The organism is Streptomyces sp. NPDC001902, assembly GCF_042891295.1.
Lineage (GTDB): Bacteria > Actinomycetota > Actinomycetes > Streptomycetales > Streptomycetaceae > Actinacidiphila.
Genome location: NZ_JBIATA010000022.1, coordinates 28,826 through 46,507, shown reverse-complemented (window position 1 = coordinate 46,507; position 17,682 = coordinate 28,826). Strand labels below are relative to the sequence as shown.

At 72.8% G+C, this 17,682-nt stretch carries 17 protein-coding genes and 1 pseudogene; 5 read left to right on the top strand and 13 right to left on the bottom strand.

Annotated features, from left to right (window positions below; genetic code table 11):
• Positions 1–27: 27 nt before the first annotated feature.
• The 5 genes and pseudogenes from ACFYYN_RS30070 to ACFYYN_RS30050 all read right to left on the bottom strand — a co-directional run bounded on the left by ACFYYN_RS30070 (position 28) and on the right by ACFYYN_RS30050 (position 3,517).
• Positions 28–492, bottom strand: coding sequence for a Crp/Fnr family transcriptional regulator (locus ACFYYN_RS30070; protein WP_499508996.1), 465 nt, complete (start codon positions 490–492; stop codon positions 28–30).
• Between the two features lie 194 nt (positions 493–686).
• Entirely contained in the window at positions 687–1,607 is a 921-nt protein-coding gene (locus tag ACFYYN_RS30065; protein ID WP_500548243.1) for a universal stress protein, read from the bottom strand.
• Between the two features lie 24 nt (positions 1,608–1,631).
• Positions 1,632–2,294: a helix-turn-helix domain-containing protein gene (locus ACFYYN_RS30060; RefSeq protein WP_500548242.1), complete on the bottom strand. Its 663-nt coding sequence runs from the start codon at positions 2,292–2,294 to the stop codon at positions 1,632–1,634.
• A 24-nt stretch (positions 2,295–2,318) separates the two neighbouring features.
• Positions 2,319–2,615: pseudogene (locus tag ACFYYN_RS30055) on the bottom strand (alcohol dehydrogenase); the annotation flags it as partial.
• A 260-nt stretch (positions 2,616–2,875) separates the two neighbouring features.
• The gene (locus ACFYYN_RS30050; protein ID WP_500548241.1) at positions 2,876–3,517 is read right to left on the bottom strand and encodes a CBS domain-containing protein; all 642 of its coding nucleotides are present in this window, start codon (positions 3,515–3,517) and stop codon (positions 2,876–2,878) included.
• A 172-nt stretch (positions 3,518–3,689) separates the two neighbouring features.
• Here ACFYYN_RS30050 and ACFYYN_RS30045 point away from each other — a divergent pair, with 172 nt between their 5' ends.
• The 3 genes from ACFYYN_RS30045 to ACFYYN_RS30035 are packed head-to-tail and all read left to right on the top strand — an operon-like array spanning position 3,690 to position 7,530.
• Positions 3,690–4,376, top strand: coding sequence for an OsmC family protein (locus ACFYYN_RS30045; RefSeq protein ID WP_500548240.1), 687 nt, complete (start codon positions 3,690–3,692; stop codon positions 4,374–4,376).
• Complete coding sequence (locus ACFYYN_RS30040; RefSeq protein WP_500548239.1) at positions 4,373–4,846, top strand: CBS domain-containing protein; 474 nt, start codon at positions 4,373–4,375, stop codon at positions 4,844–4,846. Before ACFYYN_RS30045 ends, ACFYYN_RS30040 begins: the two co-directional genes overlap by 4 nt.
• Positions 4,843–7,530 carry a cation-translocating P-type ATPase gene (locus tag ACFYYN_RS30035; RefSeq protein WP_500548238.1) on the top strand — a complete coding sequence of 896 codons (2,688 nt, stop codon included), beginning with the start codon at positions 4,843–4,845 and terminating at the stop codon, positions 7,528–7,530. Before ACFYYN_RS30040 ends, ACFYYN_RS30035 begins: the two co-directional genes overlap by 4 nt.
• Here the strand turns inward: ACFYYN_RS30035 and ACFYYN_RS30030 are convergent.
• Genes ACFYYN_RS30030 through ACFYYN_RS30020 form a run of 3 tightly spaced genes read right to left on the bottom strand, consistent with a single transcriptional unit; the run spans position 7,511 to position 10,089 of the window.
• The gene (locus ACFYYN_RS30030) at positions 7,511–8,278 is read right to left on the bottom strand and encodes an FAD:protein FMN transferase (protein ID WP_500548237.1); all 768 of its coding nucleotides are present in this window, start codon (positions 8,276–8,278) and stop codon (positions 7,511–7,513) included. The two genes, ACFYYN_RS30035 and ACFYYN_RS30030, sit on opposite strands and share 20 nt — an antisense overlap.
• Complete coding sequence (locus ACFYYN_RS30025; protein WP_499508988.1) at positions 8,271–8,714, bottom strand: FMN-binding protein; 444 nt, start codon at positions 8,712–8,714, stop codon at positions 8,271–8,273. Before ACFYYN_RS30025 ends, ACFYYN_RS30030 begins: the two co-directional genes overlap by 8 nt.
• 13 nt (positions 8,715–8,727) lie before the next feature.
• Positions 8,728–10,089, bottom strand: coding sequence for a ferredoxin reductase family protein (locus ACFYYN_RS30020; protein ID WP_500548236.1), 1,362 nt, complete (start codon positions 10,087–10,089; stop codon positions 8,728–8,730).
• Positions 10,090–10,245: 156 nt separating this feature from the next.
• On the opposite strand from ACFYYN_RS30020, the gene ACFYYN_RS30015 reads away from it, so the two are divergent.
• Together ACFYYN_RS30015 and ACFYYN_RS30010 are read left to right on the top strand one after the other, a co-directional pair.
• Entirely contained in the window at positions 10,246–10,983 is a 738-nt protein-coding gene (locus ACFYYN_RS30015) for a response regulator transcription factor (RefSeq protein WP_500357991.1), read from the top strand.
• Positions 10,980–12,413 (top strand): sensor histidine kinase, encoded by a 1,434-nt coding sequence (locus ACFYYN_RS30010; RefSeq protein WP_500548235.1) that lies wholly within the window; start codon positions 10,980–10,982, stop codon positions 12,411–12,413. The genes ACFYYN_RS30015 and ACFYYN_RS30010 overlap by 4 nt, the downstream gene beginning before the upstream one ends.
• A gap of 28 nt (positions 12,414–12,441) precedes the next feature.
• On the opposite strand, the gene ACFYYN_RS30005 is transcribed toward ACFYYN_RS30010, so the two are convergent.
• The 5 genes from ACFYYN_RS30005 to ACFYYN_RS29985 form a co-directional block, all read right to left on the bottom strand.
• Positions 12,442–13,098, bottom strand: coding sequence for a potassium channel family protein (locus tag ACFYYN_RS30005; RefSeq protein ID WP_500548234.1), 657 nt, complete (start codon positions 13,096–13,098; stop codon positions 12,442–12,444).
• Positions 13,095–13,754, bottom strand: a complete 660-nt coding sequence (locus ACFYYN_RS30000; RefSeq protein ID WP_500438995.1) for an NAD-binding protein — start codon at positions 13,752–13,754, stop codon at positions 13,095–13,097. Before ACFYYN_RS30000 ends, ACFYYN_RS30005 begins: the two co-directional genes overlap by 4 nt.
• The gene (locus ACFYYN_RS29995) at positions 13,751–16,579 is read right to left on the bottom strand and encodes a cation-translocating P-type ATPase (protein WP_500548233.1); all 2,829 of its coding nucleotides are present in this window, start codon (positions 16,577–16,579) and stop codon (positions 13,751–13,753) included. Before ACFYYN_RS29995 ends, ACFYYN_RS30000 begins: the two co-directional genes overlap by 4 nt.
• A gap of 79 nt (positions 16,580–16,658) precedes the next feature.
• A complete protein-coding gene (locus ACFYYN_RS29990) occupies positions 16,659–16,928 on the bottom strand; it encodes an SHOCT domain-containing protein (protein ID WP_500548232.1) in 270 nt (89 codons plus the stop codon).
• A gap of 10 nt (positions 16,929–16,938) precedes the next feature.
• Positions 16,939–17,661, bottom strand: coding sequence for a CBS domain-containing protein (locus ACFYYN_RS29985; RefSeq protein WP_500548231.1), 723 nt, complete (start codon positions 17,659–17,661; stop codon positions 16,939–16,941).
• Between the last annotated feature and the right edge of the window lie 21 nt (positions 17,662–17,682).

Below are 17,682 nucleotides of genomic sequence, written 5' to 3'. Positions count from 1 at the left end.
TCCCTCTCCTCCTGGCGGGCGGAAGCGTCAGTGCGCGGTGCCGCTGCCGGCAGGACCGTAGAGGTCCAGCAGACGGGTGCGGGTCTGCAGCAGGCGGTGGGCGACGATCTCCGCCACCCGGCGGGACACGGCCCGGCCGAAGGCAGGGTCGGCCTCGCACAGCGCCCGCACGATCGTGGCGTCGTACTCCGTCGCCCGCACCGGGCTCTGCGCCTGGGCGCCCAGATGCCAGCTGTACGGAGGGAACAGCCACGACCAGCCGAGAAGGTCGCCGTGTCCGAGAGTCTCCAGCACGGCGGGGCGGCGCCCGGGGACGTGGAGGTCGAGTGCGACAGATCCGGTGTGGATGATCCAGAACCTGTCGGCTCGTTGCCCCTCCTCGAAGATCCGGGTCCCGGCCGGGAAGGACACCTCGCGGCCGAGTTCCGTCAGGCGCTGTCGGGCCTGGGCCGGCAGTACGTCGAGCAGGCCGTTCGTCGTGGCGGTGGTCATCACCGGCACCTCCGTCCTGAGGACCGTCCACACGATGTGACGGGGGACGACCGGGCAGCCCTGGCGGCGGCCTCGTCCTCAGCCTGCACCCCGGCACCCTCCGGCCGCAGGGGCCTACCGGCCCCTTGTCCTGGCCCGCCCGGTACCGAAGGCGGGTGCACGTCGGAGCCACCGCTGACCAGGGGGTCCGGCGCTCAGCCGATGGGGACCAGGACGACGGGGCAGTGCGCGTGCTGGAGCACCGCGTGGGTGACCGGTCCCAGGCGCATGCCGAGCGGGCGGTCCTCGCGGCGATGGGCGCCGACCACCACCACGTCCGCCGCGCGGCTCGCCTCCACAAGTGCGGCGGCGGCGTGTCCCGGAACGGAGTCCACCCGCACGGCGACATCCGGAAAGCGTTCGGTCAGCTTTGAGACGGCGAACCGGGCCAGTTCCTTGTGCTGCCGTGCCTGGGAGGCCAGGTCCTGGCGGTGGGACGTGGGCCACTCTCCCATGGAGATGTGCGGGTGGGCCCAGGCATGGAGGACCCTCAGCCGTGCGGCGCGTCGTTCGGCCTCCTCGAACGCGAACAGGGCGGCCTCGGCGTCGCTTTCGTCCTCCAGGCCGAGCAGCACCTTGTCGTGCAGCAGCCCCCGTCGGACGGCCGCGTCCTCGCCGCGGACGACCATCAGCGGGCCAACGGTGTGGGCGGCCACCCGCAGGCTGACGGAGCCCAGGAGCAGGCCGGCGAAACCGCCACGGCCTCTTGTGCCGACCACGGTCAGGGTCGCGGTCCGGCCCAGGCGCACCAGCGCCGAGGCCGCCGGCTCGGCTGCCTGCTCCAGTGCGACGGACAGCCCCGGGTGCCGGTCCTCCACGCGTCTGGCGGCCAAGTCCAGTACCGTACGGGCCGCTTCGCCCGGCGGGCGCTCGCCATCGGCCTCCAGGCCGAATCCGACCTCGCCCGGATCGGGCCACGGCAGACCGAGCACGATCCGCAGGGCGGCGTCCCGCCGGTGTGCCTCGTCGGCCGCCCGGTCCAGGGCGCGCACGGCAGGGTCCGATCCGTCGACCCCCACGACGACCTCCCCGTGCGGTGCGCGGGGCGGCCCCGCTGCGTATCCGCTGTCCGTCATGCCCTGCCTCCCTTGGTCGTCATGTCAGCCCACCACGATGCGGCGGCCCGTCACGTTCGCCGGTGTGATGCGCACCCACAGGTCGCGGTCCCCGCCGGCCCACGGCCCGGTGTACGCCTGTTCGTTGAGCCGCCGGACGCCCGCGGGGTCGGTGACGGTGTGCGCCATCCCACGGACGAGGACGCTCCAGCCCTGGCTCAGGGCGTCGTCCACCTCGTCGACCTCGAAGGCGCATTTGGTGTCGGAGGCCTCCGCGGGGGTGGCGGCCGGCGAGGTGCGGAAGGCGATCGTGCCCTGGTCGATGCTGTAGTTGACCGGTACGACGGTGAGTCCCTCGGGCATGGACAGGGCGAGCCTTCCCACCCCGTGAGAGGACAGCAGTCTCCAGCACTCCTCACCGCCCAGTTCCACCAGTTCGGCGCGGCCTGCGGCCTGTCCGCGGCCCGGCGGCAGATCGGCCTCGCCTCCGCTGAGCGCGGAGACGCTGGTGTCCAGCGCCATGGCCAGGCCGCGCAGTGTCGCGATGCCGGGAGCTGCGGTGGAATCCTCCTCCACGTACCGCAGATAGCCAGGGGCAATGCCCGTACGGGCCGCCACTTCCTCCCGCGACAGGCCCAATTCCTCACGGCGCATCGTGATGCGCCGGCCCATGTCCCCGGGCGCGGTGGCTGAGGAGTGCTTCGTCATGACCGTCGGTCCTTTCCTCAGAGCTCAGTCGGTGAGCGCCACCGCCGAGTGGTGCGGGCCGCCGAGCACGACCTTGAGCGCCGCGGTGTCGGCCGCCCGGCCGAACACGCCGTAGGCCTCCTCCATGTCGTGGAGTTCGAAGGTGTGGGTGACGAGGGAAGCGGCCGGAAGGCGTCCGGAAGCCATCATGCGCAACAGCACCGGGGTCGAGTACGTGTCCACCAGCCGCGTGGTGATGGTCACGTTCCTCCTCCACAGGTCCTCCAGGTGAAGGGTGACCGGCGCGCCGTGGACGCCGACGTTGGCCGTATGGCCGCCCGGCCACCCTTGAGGATGTGCAGATCGGTTCCGCAGACGGTGACCGCGCCGACGCGCACGATCGCGTCGCCGGGGTCCTTGACCTGCGGATCCGGCACCTCCTGCCGGCGGGCCTGTCCGGGCCCCTGGAAAACCCACGCCTTCACGGCCTTCCCTCCTTCGGACGGAGTCGTGTCCTGCCGTCAGGGTGTTGCGCGGCGCCAGGCGTCCGCTTGGGCCGGCCGGGCCCGTCGAGGGGGCCGACCGGTTGCCTCAGGGGAGCCTCACACGCGACTCGACGTGAGGTCGAAGCGCACGTCCACGACACCCTCGACGGAGCGCACCATCCGTGCCACGACCGGGACCAGCGACCTGTCGGCGAGCAGGCCGCTCACCGTCACGATTCCGTCGGTGACTTCGACGTCCACCAACTGCCACGCGCCCGGCAGGACTTCGCCCGCGAGGACGTTCTGCACGTCACGGGCGATGTACTCGTCCGTCCGCAGGAACACCTTGAGCAGGTCGCCGCGGCTCACCACGCCGCGCAACGTTCCGTCGGCGTCGACCACGGGCAGCCGTTTCACGTGGTGCAGCGCCATCGTCCGTGCCGCCTGCGCCAGGGGGGCGTCCTCGCGCACGGTGACCGCCGGGGCCGTCATCAGCTGCTCGGAGGTGACGGCGGCCGCCTTGTCCGGGCCCGCGCCGATCGGCGGGGCGACGTCCTCGCGGTGTTCCTCCTTGCGCAGCAGATCCGCCTCGGAGACCACGCCGACGACCCGGGTGCCGTCGGCCACCACGGGCAGCGCGCTGACCTTCCACTGTTCCAGGGTCCGCACGATCTCCTTGAAGGACGTGCCCAGGGCCACCGCGACGACCTTGCGTGTCATCACGTCGCTCACCGTCGCCGGTTGCAGGTTGGCGTTCATGGCCGCCTCCTTCGACGAGGGACGGAAAACCTCCCGCACCCAGTCTGGGACCCGCCGGTAACCGCCGCCATTGGGCCACCCGGCCCCGTGGACGGGCCCAACGCCCCCTGCCGTCGTACAGAGCCGCGGCGGTCTGCTGGACGAAGGGAAAGCCCGACCGAGGGAGGCCGACATGCTGCGAGACCGGCAGTTCACCCGCCCGGGCCCGATGCGTACCCGAAGCGGCTGCGAGATCACCGTGTCCCGAGTCGATCCCGTCGAGCGCCCTGTCGGGACGGGGCGGATCGGCCTGGACGTTGCACGGTCGTCCTGCGACCGATGGCGCGGCCGGGCGGGCCTCACCCCTGCCGAGGCCCGCCACCTGGCCGCGATGCTGACGGCCCAGGCCCGCGCCGTCGAGCGGGAAGCCCTGCGCGACGCGGATGACCGGGGCGACGCGGATGACCGGGGCGACCTTCCCGTGGAGGTACGCCGGGTGGAAGGCGATCACTACGCCACCGTCGTACGCGGGCACCGGATCGACACCGACCAGCCGCTCGGCGGCCCGGGGACGGACCGGGGACCCACCCCGGTGGAGCTGTTCGTGGCGTCCCTCGCGTCATGCGTCGCCCACTACGCCGGGCGCTACCTGGACCGGCACCACCTGCCCGGCGATGAACTGCGGGTCGGCGCCCGCTTCACCAAGGCACCCGGCGCGCGGATCAGTGCGGTCGCCCTTCGGCTGACGGTCCCCCCTCTGCCGCCCGAACGCGCCGCCGGACTGCTGGCCGTGGCGCGGCACTGCACGATCCACAACACCTTGTCGGCACCACCCGAGGTGACCCTCGACCTCACGACCGCCGTCGGGAGCGCACCGTGAAGGTCTCCGAGTTCATGAACGCGCCCGTCGTCACCGTGCAGCCCGGCACCTCGGCGCGGCAGGCCGCCCTGCGGATGGAGGACGCCGGGGTCGGATCCGTACTGGTCGCCCGCGCGGATCGCCTGCTGGGTATCGTCACCGACCGTGATCTGGTCATACGCTGCCTGGCGCAGGGTGGCGACCCGGACATGCCGGTGTCCGAACTGATGTCGGCCCCCGTGACCACGCTGGACGTCACCGACGACCTCGCGGACGCCTACCGGACGTTCCGCCGCTGCGGCGTGCGGCGCCTGCCCGTGCTGGACGGGCACCGGCTCGCAGGGGTGCTCACCGTCGACGATCTCTTCCTCGACGTCTTCCAGCACCTGGCCGATCTCCTGGGACCCGTGGCCTGGACGGTACTGAAGGAACCGCCCGAGGACGGCACGGCAGGGCTGGTGGCGTCCGGACCCCCGGCCTGGCCGGGGTGATCGCACCACCGCGACCGGGGAAGCGCCGACGGCGGAGAGGTGATCCCGTGGGACCCGCAACCCACCACGACACGGCTGTGGCCCGACAAGGGCTCTCACAAGAAGATGCGGAACGACGACTCGCCCGCTACGGCGGGAACGAGGTGGCGCCGCGCCCGCCGACCCCGCTGTGGCGTCGCGTGGCGCAGCAGATGAAGGACCCGCTGATCCTGGTCCTGGTCGTGGCCGCCGTCCTCACCCTCGCCACGGGCGACTTCCCCGACGCGTGCGTCATCTTGCTCGTCATCACCGTCAACACGGCCGTCGGCGTGGCGCAGGAGGTCCGTGCCGAACAGGCCGTGGCCGCCCTGACGGCTCTCAGCGCACCCGCCGCCCGTGTGGTCCGCGACGGTGAGGAGCGTCGGGTGCCGGCGGTGGAGGTGGTGCCGGGCGACGTGGTGCTGCTGGGGGAGGGCGACATCGTTCCCGCGGACGGCGAGGTGACGGAGGCCGCGGCGCTGCTGGTGGACGAGTCGTCGATCACGGGCGAGTCCGTTCCGGTGGACAAGGACGCCGGTGCCTCGACGGCGTCGGGCACTGTCGTCGTCCGCGGCCGGGGCACGGTCGTCGTGACCGCGACGGGAGCCGCGAGCGCGACCGGCCGCATCGCCTCGCTCATCGGTACGGCGCCCGCGCTGACCCCGCTGCAGCGCAGGCTCGCCGGTTTCGGACGGGTCCTCGCCGCCGTCACTGTGGTGCTGTGCGCCGTGGTGCTGACCATCGGGCTGCTGCGAGGGCAGCCGGTGGAGCTGATGGTCGTGGCGGCGATCAGCCTGGCCGTCGCGGCCGTACCCGAGTCCCTGCCCGCCGTCGTGACGCTCGGGCTGGCCCTCGGCGCCCGGCGGATGGCCGCCCGGAACGCCATCGTGCGCCACCTGCCGGCGGTGGAGACGCTGGGTTCCGTCACCGTCCTCGCCACGGACAAGACCGGCACCCTCACCGAGGGCCGCATGGTCGCCGAACGGTTCTGGACCCCTGAGGGCGAGGCCGAGGCTCGTGGCAAGGGCTACGAACCGCAGGGGAGCCTGGTGCGGGACGGCCGGGCCGTCATTCCCGACGATGCGCCTGATCTGGCCCGACTGCTGCGCGCCGCCGTACTGTGCAACGACGCCGGGCTGGAGCCCTCGGCCGGCGCGGACGGTGCGACGACCTGGCATGCCCTGGGCGACCCCACCGAGGCCGCCCTCCTCGTCGCCGGGGCACGGCTGGGCCTGGACCGCGAGGCACTCCTACGGGAGCTGCCACGCGTGGACGAGGTTCCGTTCGACAGCGGCCGCAAACGCATGACCACCGTTCACCGTGGACCAGTCGACGGTTGCCTCGTGGTGTCCAAGGGCGCACCGGAGGTCATGCTGCGGGCCGAAGTCCTCGACGACCCGCTTCCCGTGCTCGCTGCGGCCGCCGGTCGTGCCGAGGAGTTGGCGCGCCAGGGGTACCGTGTGCTCGCCGTGGCGGCTGCCGACCACTGCCCGCCGTCCTCGACCGGCACCCCTGGCGACTGGGAGTCCGTCGGGCTGTCGCTGCTCGGTCTCGTCGCCGTCCTCGACCCGCCACGGCCCACAGCCGCGGACACCGTGGCAGCCTGCCGCACCGCGGGGGTCGTCCCCGTCATGATCACCGGGGACCATCCGCTGACCGCGGGCGCCGTCGCGGGTCGCCTCGGCATCCTCGACGGCAGCCGCGTGACGACCGGAGACCGGATCGACCACGGCCTCGTGGGCGATCCCACCGGCACCCGGGTGTACGCCCGTACCACCCCCGAGCAGAAACTCGACATCGTCCAGGCATGGCGCCGCAGCGGTCACGTCGTCGCGATGACCGGCGACGGCGTCAACGACGGCCCGGCTCTGCACCACGCCGACATCGGCGTCGCCATGGGACGCCGCGGCACAGAGGTGGCACGGCAGGCCGCCGATCTCGTCCTGGCCGACGACGACCTGGGCACGGTGGTCTCCGCCGTGGAGGAGGGCCGCCGGGTCTACGCCAACGTCCGCCGCTTTCTGCTCTACGCCCTGTGCGGGGGAACGGCCGAGATCCTGGTCATGCTCCTCGGCCCCTTCCTGGGCATGCCACTGCCGCTGCTCCCGGCCCAGATCCTGTGGATCAACCTGCTCACCCACGGCCTTCCCGGGGTGGCACTGGGCGCCGAGCCGGCCGACCCCGCGGTCATGCGCCGACCGCCCCGCCCGCCGGGCGAAAGCGTGCTCGGCGCCGGGCTGTGGCCGCGGATCCTGCTGATGGGCTGCTTCGTCACCGTCCTCACGCTGCTCACGGGCATGTGGGCGCACGACACCGGGCGTCCGTGGCAGAGCATGGTCTTCCTCGTCCTCGGGGCCACCCAGCTCGGAATCGCCCTCGCATCCCGGGCCCGCCACGGCAGTTGGGCCAACCCCTTCCTGCTGGTCGCCGTCGCGACAGCACTTGCCCTGCAGATCGCGGGCGTCTGTCTGCCCCCGCTGCGCGCGCTGCTGGGCACGGAACCGCTCTCGGCCGGAGACCTCGGCATCGCGTGCGGTCTGTCGGCCCTCGGCTACCTGGCGATGCGCCTGCAGGCACGGCTCTTTCCCGCGTCGTCGAAGGACCCGCGGATGCCGTCGGGCGCGCGTGGGTCCGCGGGCTCGCCGCTCAGGCGACGTGGGCGCTGAATCCCGGCGTTCGCCAGGTACGGCCGTCGGGCAGGATGGCCAGCGCCTCGTACCCGTCCAGCGTCTCCAGCCAGGCGCGGGATCCGTTGCCACGTGCGAAGGCCGCGGTGGCGTAGGCGTCGGTCATCGTCAGGCCCGGCCCGATGACGGTGATGGACGCCAGGGCGGCGGCGGGGGTGCCGCCGTGCGGGTCGAGGATGTGGGCGCCGCGTTCCGCGGTGCCCGAGGTCGCGATGGCCAGGTCGCCGCTCGCGGACACGACGACGGCCGGCGCTCCCGGGTGAAGCGGGTCGGCGATGCCGATGCGCCAAGGGGTGCCCGGGGCCGCCTGGCCCCGGAGGCGGACGTCGCCGCCCCCGTTCACGCAGGTGTGGTGTGCCCCGGCCTCGTGGAGCATCCGGGAGGCGTTCTCGGTGGCCCACCCCTTGACGAGACCCGAGGGGTCGAGGGTGCCGCCGGCCGTGATGCTGAACCAGCCGTCCGTCTCGTGGCTCGCCCGGGCGCACAGCTCCAGCACGTCGCGCACCTCGCCCGGACAGTCATCGAGGCCGATCTCGCCGCGGCCGAGCCTGCTGACGGCGCTGTCGGGACGGTACGTGGAGAACACGGCGTCCACGGTGTGCAGATGGCGGACGGCACGGTCGAGGGCATCGCGGACGGCGCAGGTGGCCCGGTCCCGGACGTCGAAGGAGAAGACGGTGCCCATCACGTGTTCGACGTGGTGCAGCCCGCGGGCGGGGTCACGCACGGGCCTGGTCCAGAGCGCTCTGCAGGGACCGGACGTACCCCTGGCTGGTGTAGCTCGCCCCGGACACGGCGTCGATGCGGGCACTCTGGGCGCCGAGGGCCTCCTGCGTCAGGCGGGGCAGGGCGTAGGCGGCGATCTGCCGGTCCCTGCCGTTCTCGTCCGGCGCCTGGAGGACCCGGACGGCGGTGATCCTTCCGTCGGCGAGCGTGGCCGCCACCTGCACCGTCCCGTAGGGAGTGTCCACGGGCGCACCGGTGAAGGTGCCGTTGGCGGCGCCGTGGCCGCCTGGGGACGCCTGCTCCGACCGCTGGGGCGTGGGCGAGGCAGCCGAGGGATCCGGACCGCCCGCCACGACGGACGGCTGGTGGGGTTTGAGGAAGAGCATCCCGGCGATGAGGGCACTGGTCCCGGTGGTGGTGAGCACGGCGCGACGCATGCGGTGGTTCTCCTCAGAACGCGAACGACTCGTGGTGGATGCGGCGGGCGGGCACTCCCGCCTCGCGCAAGGCCCGCACCGCGGCTTCCGTCATGGGCGGCGGGCCGCAGAGGTAGACGTCGTGACCGGCCAGCCCGGGGACGAGGGCGGACAGTGCCTGCGCGGTCAGGGGGGAGTGGTGGCGAGCGGGGTCGTCCACCACGTAATGGACCGTGGCGCCGCGCCTGTGCGCTATCGCGTCGAGTTCGCCGCGCAGGGCGAGGTCTTCCGGACGGCGTGCCCGGTAGACGAGGGTCACCGGGCCGGGCAGGGTCTCGAAGAGAGTCCGCAGCGGGGTGATGCCGACACCTCCCGCCAGCAGGAGGACCTTCGACGCGGTGCGACGGTCCGCGGTGAACGCGCCGTAGGGGCCTTCCGCCCACACGCGGGTGCCCGGGGTCAGCTGGGCCAGGGCGCCGCTGTGGCCGCCCGCGGACTTCACGGTGATGCGCAGGTGCCGAGGGTGGGGCGGGGCGGACAGGGAGTACGGGTTGGCGGTCCACCACAGCCCGCGGGTCAGGAAGCGCCAGCGCAGGAACTGTCCCGGCGCACCCGCCAGCTCGTCCAGGTGCTCACCGGTGAGGTGGACGGACACGATCCCGGGTGCCTCCGGGTGGACGGCGACGACCGTGAGCCCGTGGCGGAGGCCGCGCCGGAGCGGGACGGCGAATCGGTACCAGGCGACCAGGACGGCGGCGCCGAGGTAGAGCGCGTACCAGGCGGTCTGGGCTGCCCGGTTCCCGACGAAGTCCGCTCCGTTGGACAGCTGGTGCCCGAAGGCGAGGAAGACCGCGAGGTAGGTGGCGAAGTGCAGGTAGTGCCAGGTCTCGTAGCTCATCTTCCGGCGGGCCGCACGCGCGGAGACCGCACCCGTGGCGACGAACAGCAGGAATCCGGCGGTGCCCTTGAGGAGGTCCGGATAGTCCAGGACGAGTGTCATGGTCTGTCCCACGAAGGAGGCGTGCGAGGCGGCGGCGTAACCCCAGATGATCAGCAGCGTGTGGGCCAGGGCCAGGGAGACGGTGCAGCGCCCGCCCCAGGCGTGCCAGCGGGCGAGCCGGTCGGTTCCGACACTGTGGTCGAGGAGGGGCACGCGAGCCATCAGCACGAGCAGGACCGCGCAGGCGTATCCGGCGAGGAGGCCCGTGATGCGGCCCGCACCGGTCAGCCACCCCGCCGGACCGACGACGGAGGTGGTGTCGGACCACCACAACGCCAGCACTCCCGCGGCGCCCGCCCAGATCGCGAGCGGCGCGAGCACCGGGACGAGGCTGCGGCGCGGCCGCCGGTGGCGCAGTCCGCGACCGGCGTGGGCGGTGGTGGAGGTGGCGGCCATGAGGCTCCCAGGAGCGTGATCGTCGTCGGGCGCCCCCAGCATCGGCATCGAACCTCTGCGTTTCCTCTGATCCGGGCAGCCCAGCGGGAACTCAGAGGAAACGCAGAGGTTTCCGGGGCCGCCGTGGGGACGTGTGCGAGGGATGCTGTACTCACCATGGAAGAGAGCCGCACACCACCCCCCGGCATGCACCGTCCCGACGGGAGCCCGGTGCGCATCCTGGTCGTCGACGACGAGCCCGATGTCACCGACGTGCTCTCCGCCGCCCTGGCCGGAGAGGGCTGCCGGGTACGGACGGCCGCAGACGGGGCGTCCGCGCTCGCGACCGCCCGCGACTTCCGCCCTGACGCGGTCGTCCTGGACTGGATGCTGCCCGACGTCGACGGCCTGCACGTCCTGCGCGAGCTGCGGCGTGACGCCGACCGCGTGTGCGTGCTGTTCCTGACGGCTCGCGACGCGGTCGAGGACCGCGTCGCCGGCATCACGGCGGGCGGCGACGACTACGTGACCAAGCCGTACAGCCTGGAGGAGGTCATCGCGCGGCTGCGCGGTCTGCTCCGCAGGGCCGGGATGACCGCCGCCACCGACGTGGACCGGCTGGTCGTCGGCGACCTCACGATGGACGAGGAGGCCCGGGAGGTCCGCCGTGCCGGGACCCTGATCGAGCTGTCCCGGACGGAGTTCGAGCTGCTGCGGTTCCTCATGCGCAACCCGCGCCGGGTGCTGTCCAAGAGCCAGATCCTCGACCGGGTCTGGGCGTACGACTTCGGCGGCCAGGCCCATGTCGTCGAGCTCTACATCAGTTATCTCCGCAAGAAGATCGACGCGGGACGTTCCCCGATGATCCACACGGTCCGCGGCGTCGGATACGTCCTGAGGTCCGAGGCCCCATGAGACGACTCCCTCCCCGCACCCTGCGGGGTCAGCTCACCGCCGGGCTCCTCGTCCTGCTGGCGGTGGCCTGCGCGGCCGTGGGCGTCACCACCGTCCTCGCGCTCAAGGGATTCCTGCTGGGACGACTGGACGAGCAGTTGACGGCGACCGGGGGGCGCTTCGCGGCCAGTCTGGAGCACGAGAGGACGCCCGACGCGGACAACCGCCCCGACACCAGGGGGCAGGCCGACGCGACCTTCGGCGCCCGACTGCTGGGCGGCGACGTCACCCACGCCGCCGTGGTCGACGACGCGGCCGACCGCCCCCTGGCGCTCTCCGCCGGAGACCGACGCGCCCTGGGAGGTGTCCCGGTCGACGGGAGGGGGCACAGCATCCGCATCGCCTCGCTCGGCGCCTACCGCGTCACGGCGGTCCGCGGCGACGACGGCGACGTCCTGCTCACCGGACTTCCACTGCACCCCGTCGAAGCGACGCTGCACCGCCTCGAAGCCGTGGAGGCCGTGGTCTTCGGCGCGGCCCTCCTCGCCACCGGAGTCGCGGGGACGTTGTGGGTACGGGTGAGCCTGCGACCCCTGCACCGGGTCACCGAGCACGCGTCCGGTGTCGCACGCCTGCCCCTGGCCACCGGCGAGGTCGCCATGCCGCGGCCCCTGCCGGACACCGACCCCCGCACCGAGGTCGGCCAGGTCGCCGCCGCGCTCAACCACATGCTCGGGCACGTGGAGGACGCCCTGGTCCGGCGTCAGGCCGGCGAGGAGCGACTCCGGCACTTCGCCGCCGACGCCAGCCACGAACTGCGGACCCCCGTCGCGAACATCAGGGGCCACGCCGAACTCGCCCTTCGCCATCGGGGCCCTGTCCCCGCCGAGATCCGCCACGCCCTCGATCGCATCCAGTCCGAGTCGCAGCGCATGACGCACCTCGTCGACGACCTCCTGCTCCTGGCCCGTCTCGATGCGGGTCGCCCTCTCGAGCACGAGGAGGTCGACCTGACCCGGCTCGTCCTCGACGCCGTCGACGACGCCCGCGCCGCGGGACCGGGCCACCGCTGGTTCCTGGACCTTCCCGAGGAGCCCGTCGTGGTGTCCGGAGACGGCCATCGTCTACAGCAGGCCCTCGGGAACCTCATGGCCAACGCCCGCACGCACACCCCGGCCGGTACGGAAGTGTCGGTCGCCCTCTCCTCGGACGCGGACGGCGCACGTCTCACCGTCAGCGACGACGGGCCCGGGATCCCGGCGGAACTCCAGCCCGAGGTCTTCACCCGCTTCGTCCGTGCCGACCAGGCCCGTTCGCGCAGTACGGGCAGTACCGGCCTCGGACTCGCGATCGTCCACGCGATCGTCACCGCCCACCACGGCGCCGTCGAGGTCACCAGCCGCCCCGGGCACACCGAGTTCCGGGTGTCGCTCCCCGCTCGCTCCGGCTGACCACGTGCCGGCCGACGAGCCGCCCGTCTCACTGGACGGCCGTGTGGATCTCCTGTTCGGTCGCAGAGTGGGAGACCACGAGCAGTTCGTCGCCGGGCCGCAGCACCATCTGCGGCGTCGGCACGTTGGGCCGGCCCTCGCGGACCACGGTGGCGATCACGCTGCCCTCCGGCAGGACCACCTCGGCCAGCGGGCGGCCGGCGGCCCGGGACGCGGCACGGATGGCGGTCTCGATGACGTTGACCCCTGCCTTGCTCAGCCGCAGCAGGGCCACGGTGTCGGTGGCTCCCGTCGCCTCCTCGATCAGCGAGATCAGCGGCGTGGCGGCGGGTACCGCGCTGTCCACCCCCCACGTGCCGTCGAACAGCCAGGCGTTCTCCTCGTCGTTGACGCGGGCGGCCACGCGCGGGACGCCGAAGTGGCGTTTGGCCAGGAGGCTGACGATCAGGTTGTCCTCGTCCTCCCCGGTGGTGGCGATGACCAGATCGGCGTTGAGCGCGCCCGCGTGTTCGAGCAGGTCCGGGTCGCACGCGTCGCCGGTCAGCATCCGGACGGCGAGTCGCGGGCCGAGTTCGGCGGCGCGTGCCTCGTCCCGTTCGAGGACGGTCACGTCGTACCGTGCGGCGGCGAGCACTTGGGCCACCTGGGCGCCGAGCCGTCCGGCGCCCGCGACGATCGCTCTCATGTCCCGAGCTCCTTGCCGAGGAAACCGCGCAGGCGACCGAGGGCCGTGGTGGCGACGGTGAAGGTGACCACGTCCCCGGGCTCGGCCAGCGTGTGGCGCGAGGGAACGAGCGAGTGCCCGCCGCGGGTGACCTCCGCGACACGGATCTCGCCGTCGACCTCGAACACCGACAGTGGGCGGCCGGTGAGGTAGTCGGGCAGGCTGGAACGGACGAGCAGTGTCTCGCCGTCGCCGAACCCCAGTTCCGGCGCGAGGTGCCGGTGCAGCAGAAGGCGGTGCAGCCGGTCGACGGTCCAGCTGACGCTGCTGATGGTGCGGATGCCCAGGCCCCGGTGGACCTCGGCCCTGCGCGGGTCGTCGACCCTGGCAAGGACGACAGGCACCCGGTACGTCTGCCTCGCCACTCGCGCGGTGACGATGTTGCCGTTGTCCCGGCCGGTCACCGCCAGCAGCGCGTCGGCGTGTCCGACGCCCGCCGCGTCCAGCACCGCGCGGCTGTAGCCGTTGCCCTCGAGGAAGTGCCCGGCGAAACCTTCACGAAGGGCTTTCCGGGCCTGCGGACGACGGTCGACCACCCAGATGTCGTGGCCCTCGGCGGTGAGGCGCAGGGCCAGCGCGGAACCCACCCGCCCGCAGCCCACGATGATCACCTTCATGCCCCCGCCCCTTCCCGTCGCCCCGCGCCGGGCAGTGGCCGGAAACGCCGCAGCCACCACTTGCGCAGTTCCTCGGCGGCCAGCGGCAGTGCGCCGAACGCGGCGAGCACGGCCCAGTCGGCGGCGTCCAGCGGCGCGGTGTGGAACACGGCCTGCAGGAAGGGCAGATAGGAGATCGCCGCCATGATGGCGACCCCCAGCAAGCCCGCGGCGATGAGCGCGGGGTTGGTCCACAGGCCGATGCGGAAGACGCTCTCGCGGTCGGTGCGCACCGCCTGGGCGTTGAAGAACTGGCTGACGACGATGCCCGCCTGGACCATGGTGATCGCCTCCCGGTAGACGGGGTTGCCGGCGGTGAAGTCCGCGTAGGGGACGCCCGCGGAGTTGACGTGCCAGAAGAAGACCGCGCACACCCCCAGCGCCTGGATGCTGCCGAGGAACAGGAAGCGGCGGACCACTGCCGCGGAGAACAGCGGTTCGCGCCGGGAACGCGGCGGTCGGTCCATCACATCGGGCTCGGGGGGCTCGGCGCCGAGCGCGAGCGCGGGCAGCACGTCCGATCCCAGGTCGATGGCGAGGATCTGCACGGCGGTGATCGGCACGAGCGGGAACCCCACGAAGGTCGCGACGAGGATCGGGACCAGCTCGGCGACGTTGTGGCTGAACAGGTAGACCAGGAACTTGCGGATGTTGCGGTAGACCGAGCGGCCCAGACGGACGGCCGCCGCGATCGACGCGAAGGAGTCGTCCAGCAGTACCATCTCGGCGGCCTCGCGGGCCACGTCGGTGCCCCCGGCTCCCATGGCCACCCCGATGTCGGCGTGTTTGAGCGCGGGAGCGTCGTTGGCGCCGTCCCCGGTGACCGCCACCACGTGGCCGGTCCCCTGCAGGGCTGCGACAGCCCGCATCTTGTGCTCGGGGCTGACCCGGCACAGCAGCAACTCGCCAGGGCGCCCCAGCAGTTCGCGCAGTGCCTCGCTGTCCATGGAGTCCAGGTCCGCGCCCGTCATCACCAAGGGTGCCGCCCCGCGGACGATCCCCACCCGCCGCGCGACCGCCTCGGCGGTCAGCGGATGGTCGCCGGTGACCATCACGATGCGGATCCCCGCCCGACGGCAAGCCGTGACGGCGTCGGTGACCTCCGGGCGCGGCGGATCCTGCATTCCGGCCAGCCCCAGGAACACCAGGTGGGACTCGGCTTCCTCCTGTGATCCTGACGGCTGCCCGGGCGGCAGCGTCCGCTGTGCCACCCCCAGTACCCGCAGTCCTTGCGCGGCCATCGCGTCGTTCGCCTCGGTGATCGCTTCCCGTGCCCGGGCGGTCAGCGGCTCGGGCCCCGACTCGCCGACGGCATGCGTGCAGCGCGCGAGCAGTTCCTGCGCCGCACCCTTCACGCAGATCTGGCTGCCGCCGTCCGGGAGCGCGTTCACCGTGCTCATGACTTTGCGGTCGGAGTCGAAGGGGAACTCCGTCACCCGCGGTGTGCGCTGCTCCTCGCCGGCGGTGTCCACTCCGGCCTTGGCGGCCGCCACCAGCAGGGCGCCTTCCGTGGTGTCGCCCAGGATGCGCGTACCGCCCCGCTCACCCGGGGGCAACAGGCGTGCGTCGCAGCACAGGGCGGCCACCCGCAGCAGTTCCCGTACCGGGCCGGGATCGGTGAGCGTGCCGACGGGCTCGTATCCGACACCGGACACCTCGTGCCAGGCCCCGCGTGCCCACAGCCGGGTCACGGTCATCTCGGCCTGGGTGAGGGTGCCGGTCTTGTCGGTGCAGATCACCGTCGTCGACCCGAGCGCCTCCACCGCCAGCAGCTTCTTCACCAGCGCGTTGCGCCGGGCCATCCGCCGCACGCCGATGGCCAGCGACACCGACAACGTCGCCGGGAGTCCCTCCGGGACCAGGGCGACCATGACGCCGAGCGCGAAGACGAACGAGGCCACCACCGGCTGCCCCGACGGGATCCGGATCGCGAACAGCAGGGCTCCGATCACCAGGGCCGCCAGCGCGACCCGCCGGGCCATCGCCGCGACCTGTACCTGCAACGGGGTCCGCTGACGGGGCGCCCGTGCCGTCAGCCGGAAGATCCGGCCGAACTCGGTCGCCGCGCCGGTCGCGAAGACAACGGCCTTGCCCGAGCCGGCCACCACGTCGGTACCCATGAACAGGCAGTCACGCGCCTGCAGCAGCGGGCCGGCCGGTACCGCCTCCGCGGTCCGCCGCACGGGCTCGCTCTCCCCGGTGAGTGCGGCGTTGTTCAGCTCGACCGCCCGTGCCTCGACGAGCCGGCAGTCGGCGGGCACCGCGTCGCCCGCCTCCAGGACCAGCAGATCACCCGGCACGAGTTCCCGTACGGGCAGCGGCACCCGCTCCCCGTCGCGCAGCACGGTGCACGTGTGCGGCACCATCGCCTGAAGTGACTCGGCGGTGCGCTCGGCCGAGTACTCCTGGGCGAAGCCGATCACGGCGTTGAGCAGCACCACCGCGGCGATGGCGAAGGCGAGCTGGAGCGTCCCTTCGTCGCGGGGCTCCTGCAGCCCGTACGCGAGGAACGTGATGGCGGAGGCGACCAGCAGCACCACTGCGAACAGATCGGTGAACTGGGACAGCAGCCGCGGCCACGGTCCCCGCCCGGCTGCTGCGGGCAACTCGTTGGAGCCGTGACGTGCCAGGCGCGCTGCGGCCTCGGCGGGGGTGAGACCGCGCGGCGAGCTGCCCAGTGCCGGGAACACCTGCTCCGGGGGCAGGCAGGGCACGTCCGCCGGGTCGACGTCGTGGGCGCCCGGGGCAAGCGCAAGCCTCCGGGGGACGACGGGGGCGGATTTCATCCGAGCCCGTCCCCGGGAAGACCGCCGGGACCGGCGGGAGGTGTGCCGTCGCGGCCCGCGAGGAGTGCACCGTGTCCGATCACCTCGAGTCCTGCCGGTGACCGGTCGCCTGTTCCAGTACCTCGAGCCTCTGCCGGTACTCCACGTCGTCGATCTCGCCGCGGGCGTACCGCTCGGCCAGTAGCTCCCGCGGGCTCGGGAGCTGCCGCTCGGCGGACCGGGCCGGACCGGTGTCGTGGGTGCGGCGCACCAGTACCGTCACGGCCAGGCCGACGAGCACCAGCAGCACGAGCCAGCCGAGTGACATCAGGGCCCAGCCCCAGCCGTTCATGTGGTCGTAGACGAACATCGTGTCCTCCTCACGGAGTGCGTAGCCGTTCGGCGGTGACGCCGTGGACCGTGGGATCCGCGGGCCGTCCGTGCGTGTCGTCGATCCGGTACGTGAGCCGGTTCACCACGGCGACCACGCCGTCGACGTGCCGGGTCATGGCCTCGGCCAGGGGCACCTCACTGCGGCGCTCCAAGCGGCCCTCGAGGGTGACCACCCCGAGGTGGACGCTCACCCCGATCGCGCGCGGGGCCAGCCACAGGGCGCGGACGACGACCTCGTCGACGACCTCGGTCCGGATCTCGCGGTCCGGGCGGAGGAAGACCTGGAGCAGGTCGCCACGGGTGACGATGCCGACGAGACGGTCCTCGTCGTCGACCACGGGCAGTCGGTTGACGCGGTGGTCCGCCATGGTGCGTGCGGCGACGGCGATGCTCTCCCCCGCGCGTACGGTGATCGCCGGAGTGGACATCAGCTGCCCGGCGGTGCGTGCGCGGCCACGGACGGCATTCCTCCGGGCGGAGGGGGACAGCGCCTGCAGGCGCCGCCCGCGCCAGCCCTCCTGCCGGGCCGCCTGGCGCAGCATCAGGTCGCTCTCGGAGACGACTCCGAGCACCTTGTCGTCGTCGTCGACCACGGGCAGGCCGCTGATCCGGTGCCGTGCGAGCAACGCGACGACGTCCTTGAACGGAGTGCCCTCACGGACACTGACGACGTCCGCCGTCATCAGGTGACCGGTCTTGCGGTGCTTCATCGTCGTCTCCTCCTGGCCGCG

Coding starts and splice junctions, on each gene's coding strand:
- ACFYYN_RS30070 (WP_499508996.1), bottom strand. CDS start 492: ATGACCACCGCCACGACGAACGGCCTGCTCGACGTACTGCCGGCCCAG.
- ACFYYN_RS30065 (WP_500548243.1), bottom strand. CDS start 1,607: ATGACGGACAGCGGATACGCAGCGGGGCCGCCCCGCGCACCGCACGGG.
- ACFYYN_RS30060 (WP_500548242.1), bottom strand. CDS start 2,294: ATGACGAAGCACTCCTCAGCCACCGCGCCCGGGGACATGGGCCGGCGC.
- ACFYYN_RS30050 (WP_500548241.1), bottom strand. CDS start 3,517: ATGAACGCCAACCTGCAACCGGCGACGGTGAGCGACGTGATGACACGC.
- ACFYYN_RS30045 (WP_500548240.1), top strand. CDS start 3,690: ATGCTGCGAGACCGGCAGTTCACCCGCCCGGGCCCGATGCGTACCCGA.
- ACFYYN_RS30025 (WP_499508988.1), bottom strand. CDS start 8,714: ATGCGTCGCGCCGTGCTCACCACCACCGGGACCAGTGCCCTCATCGCC.
- ACFYYN_RS30020 (WP_500548236.1), bottom strand. CDS start 10,089: ATGGCCGCCACCTCCACCACCGCCCACGCCGGTCGCGGACTGCGCCAC.
- ACFYYN_RS30015 (WP_500357991.1), top strand. CDS start 10,246: ATGGAAGAGAGCCGCACACCACCCCCCGGCATGCACCGTCCCGACGGG.
- ACFYYN_RS30010 (WP_500548235.1), top strand. CDS start 10,980: ATGAGACGACTCCCTCCCCGCACCCTGCGGGGTCAGCTCACCGCCGGG.
- ACFYYN_RS30005 (WP_500548234.1), bottom strand. CDS start 13,098: ATGAGAGCGATCGTCGCGGGCGCCGGACGGCTCGGCGCCCAGGTGGCC.
- ACFYYN_RS30000 (WP_500438995.1), bottom strand. CDS start 13,754: ATGAAGGTGATCATCGTGGGCTGCGGGCGGGTGGGTTCCGCGCTGGCC.
- ACFYYN_RS29995 (WP_500548233.1), bottom strand. CDS start 16,579: ATGAAATCCGCCCCCGTCGTCCCCCGGAGGCTTGCGCTTGCCCCGGGC.
- ACFYYN_RS29990 (WP_500548232.1), bottom strand. CDS start 16,928: ATGTTCGTCTACGACCACATGAACGGCTGGGGCTGGGCCCTGATGTCA.
- ACFYYN_RS29985 (WP_500548231.1), bottom strand. CDS start 17,661: ATGAAGCACCGCAAGACCGGTCACCTGATGACGGCGGACGTCGTCAGT.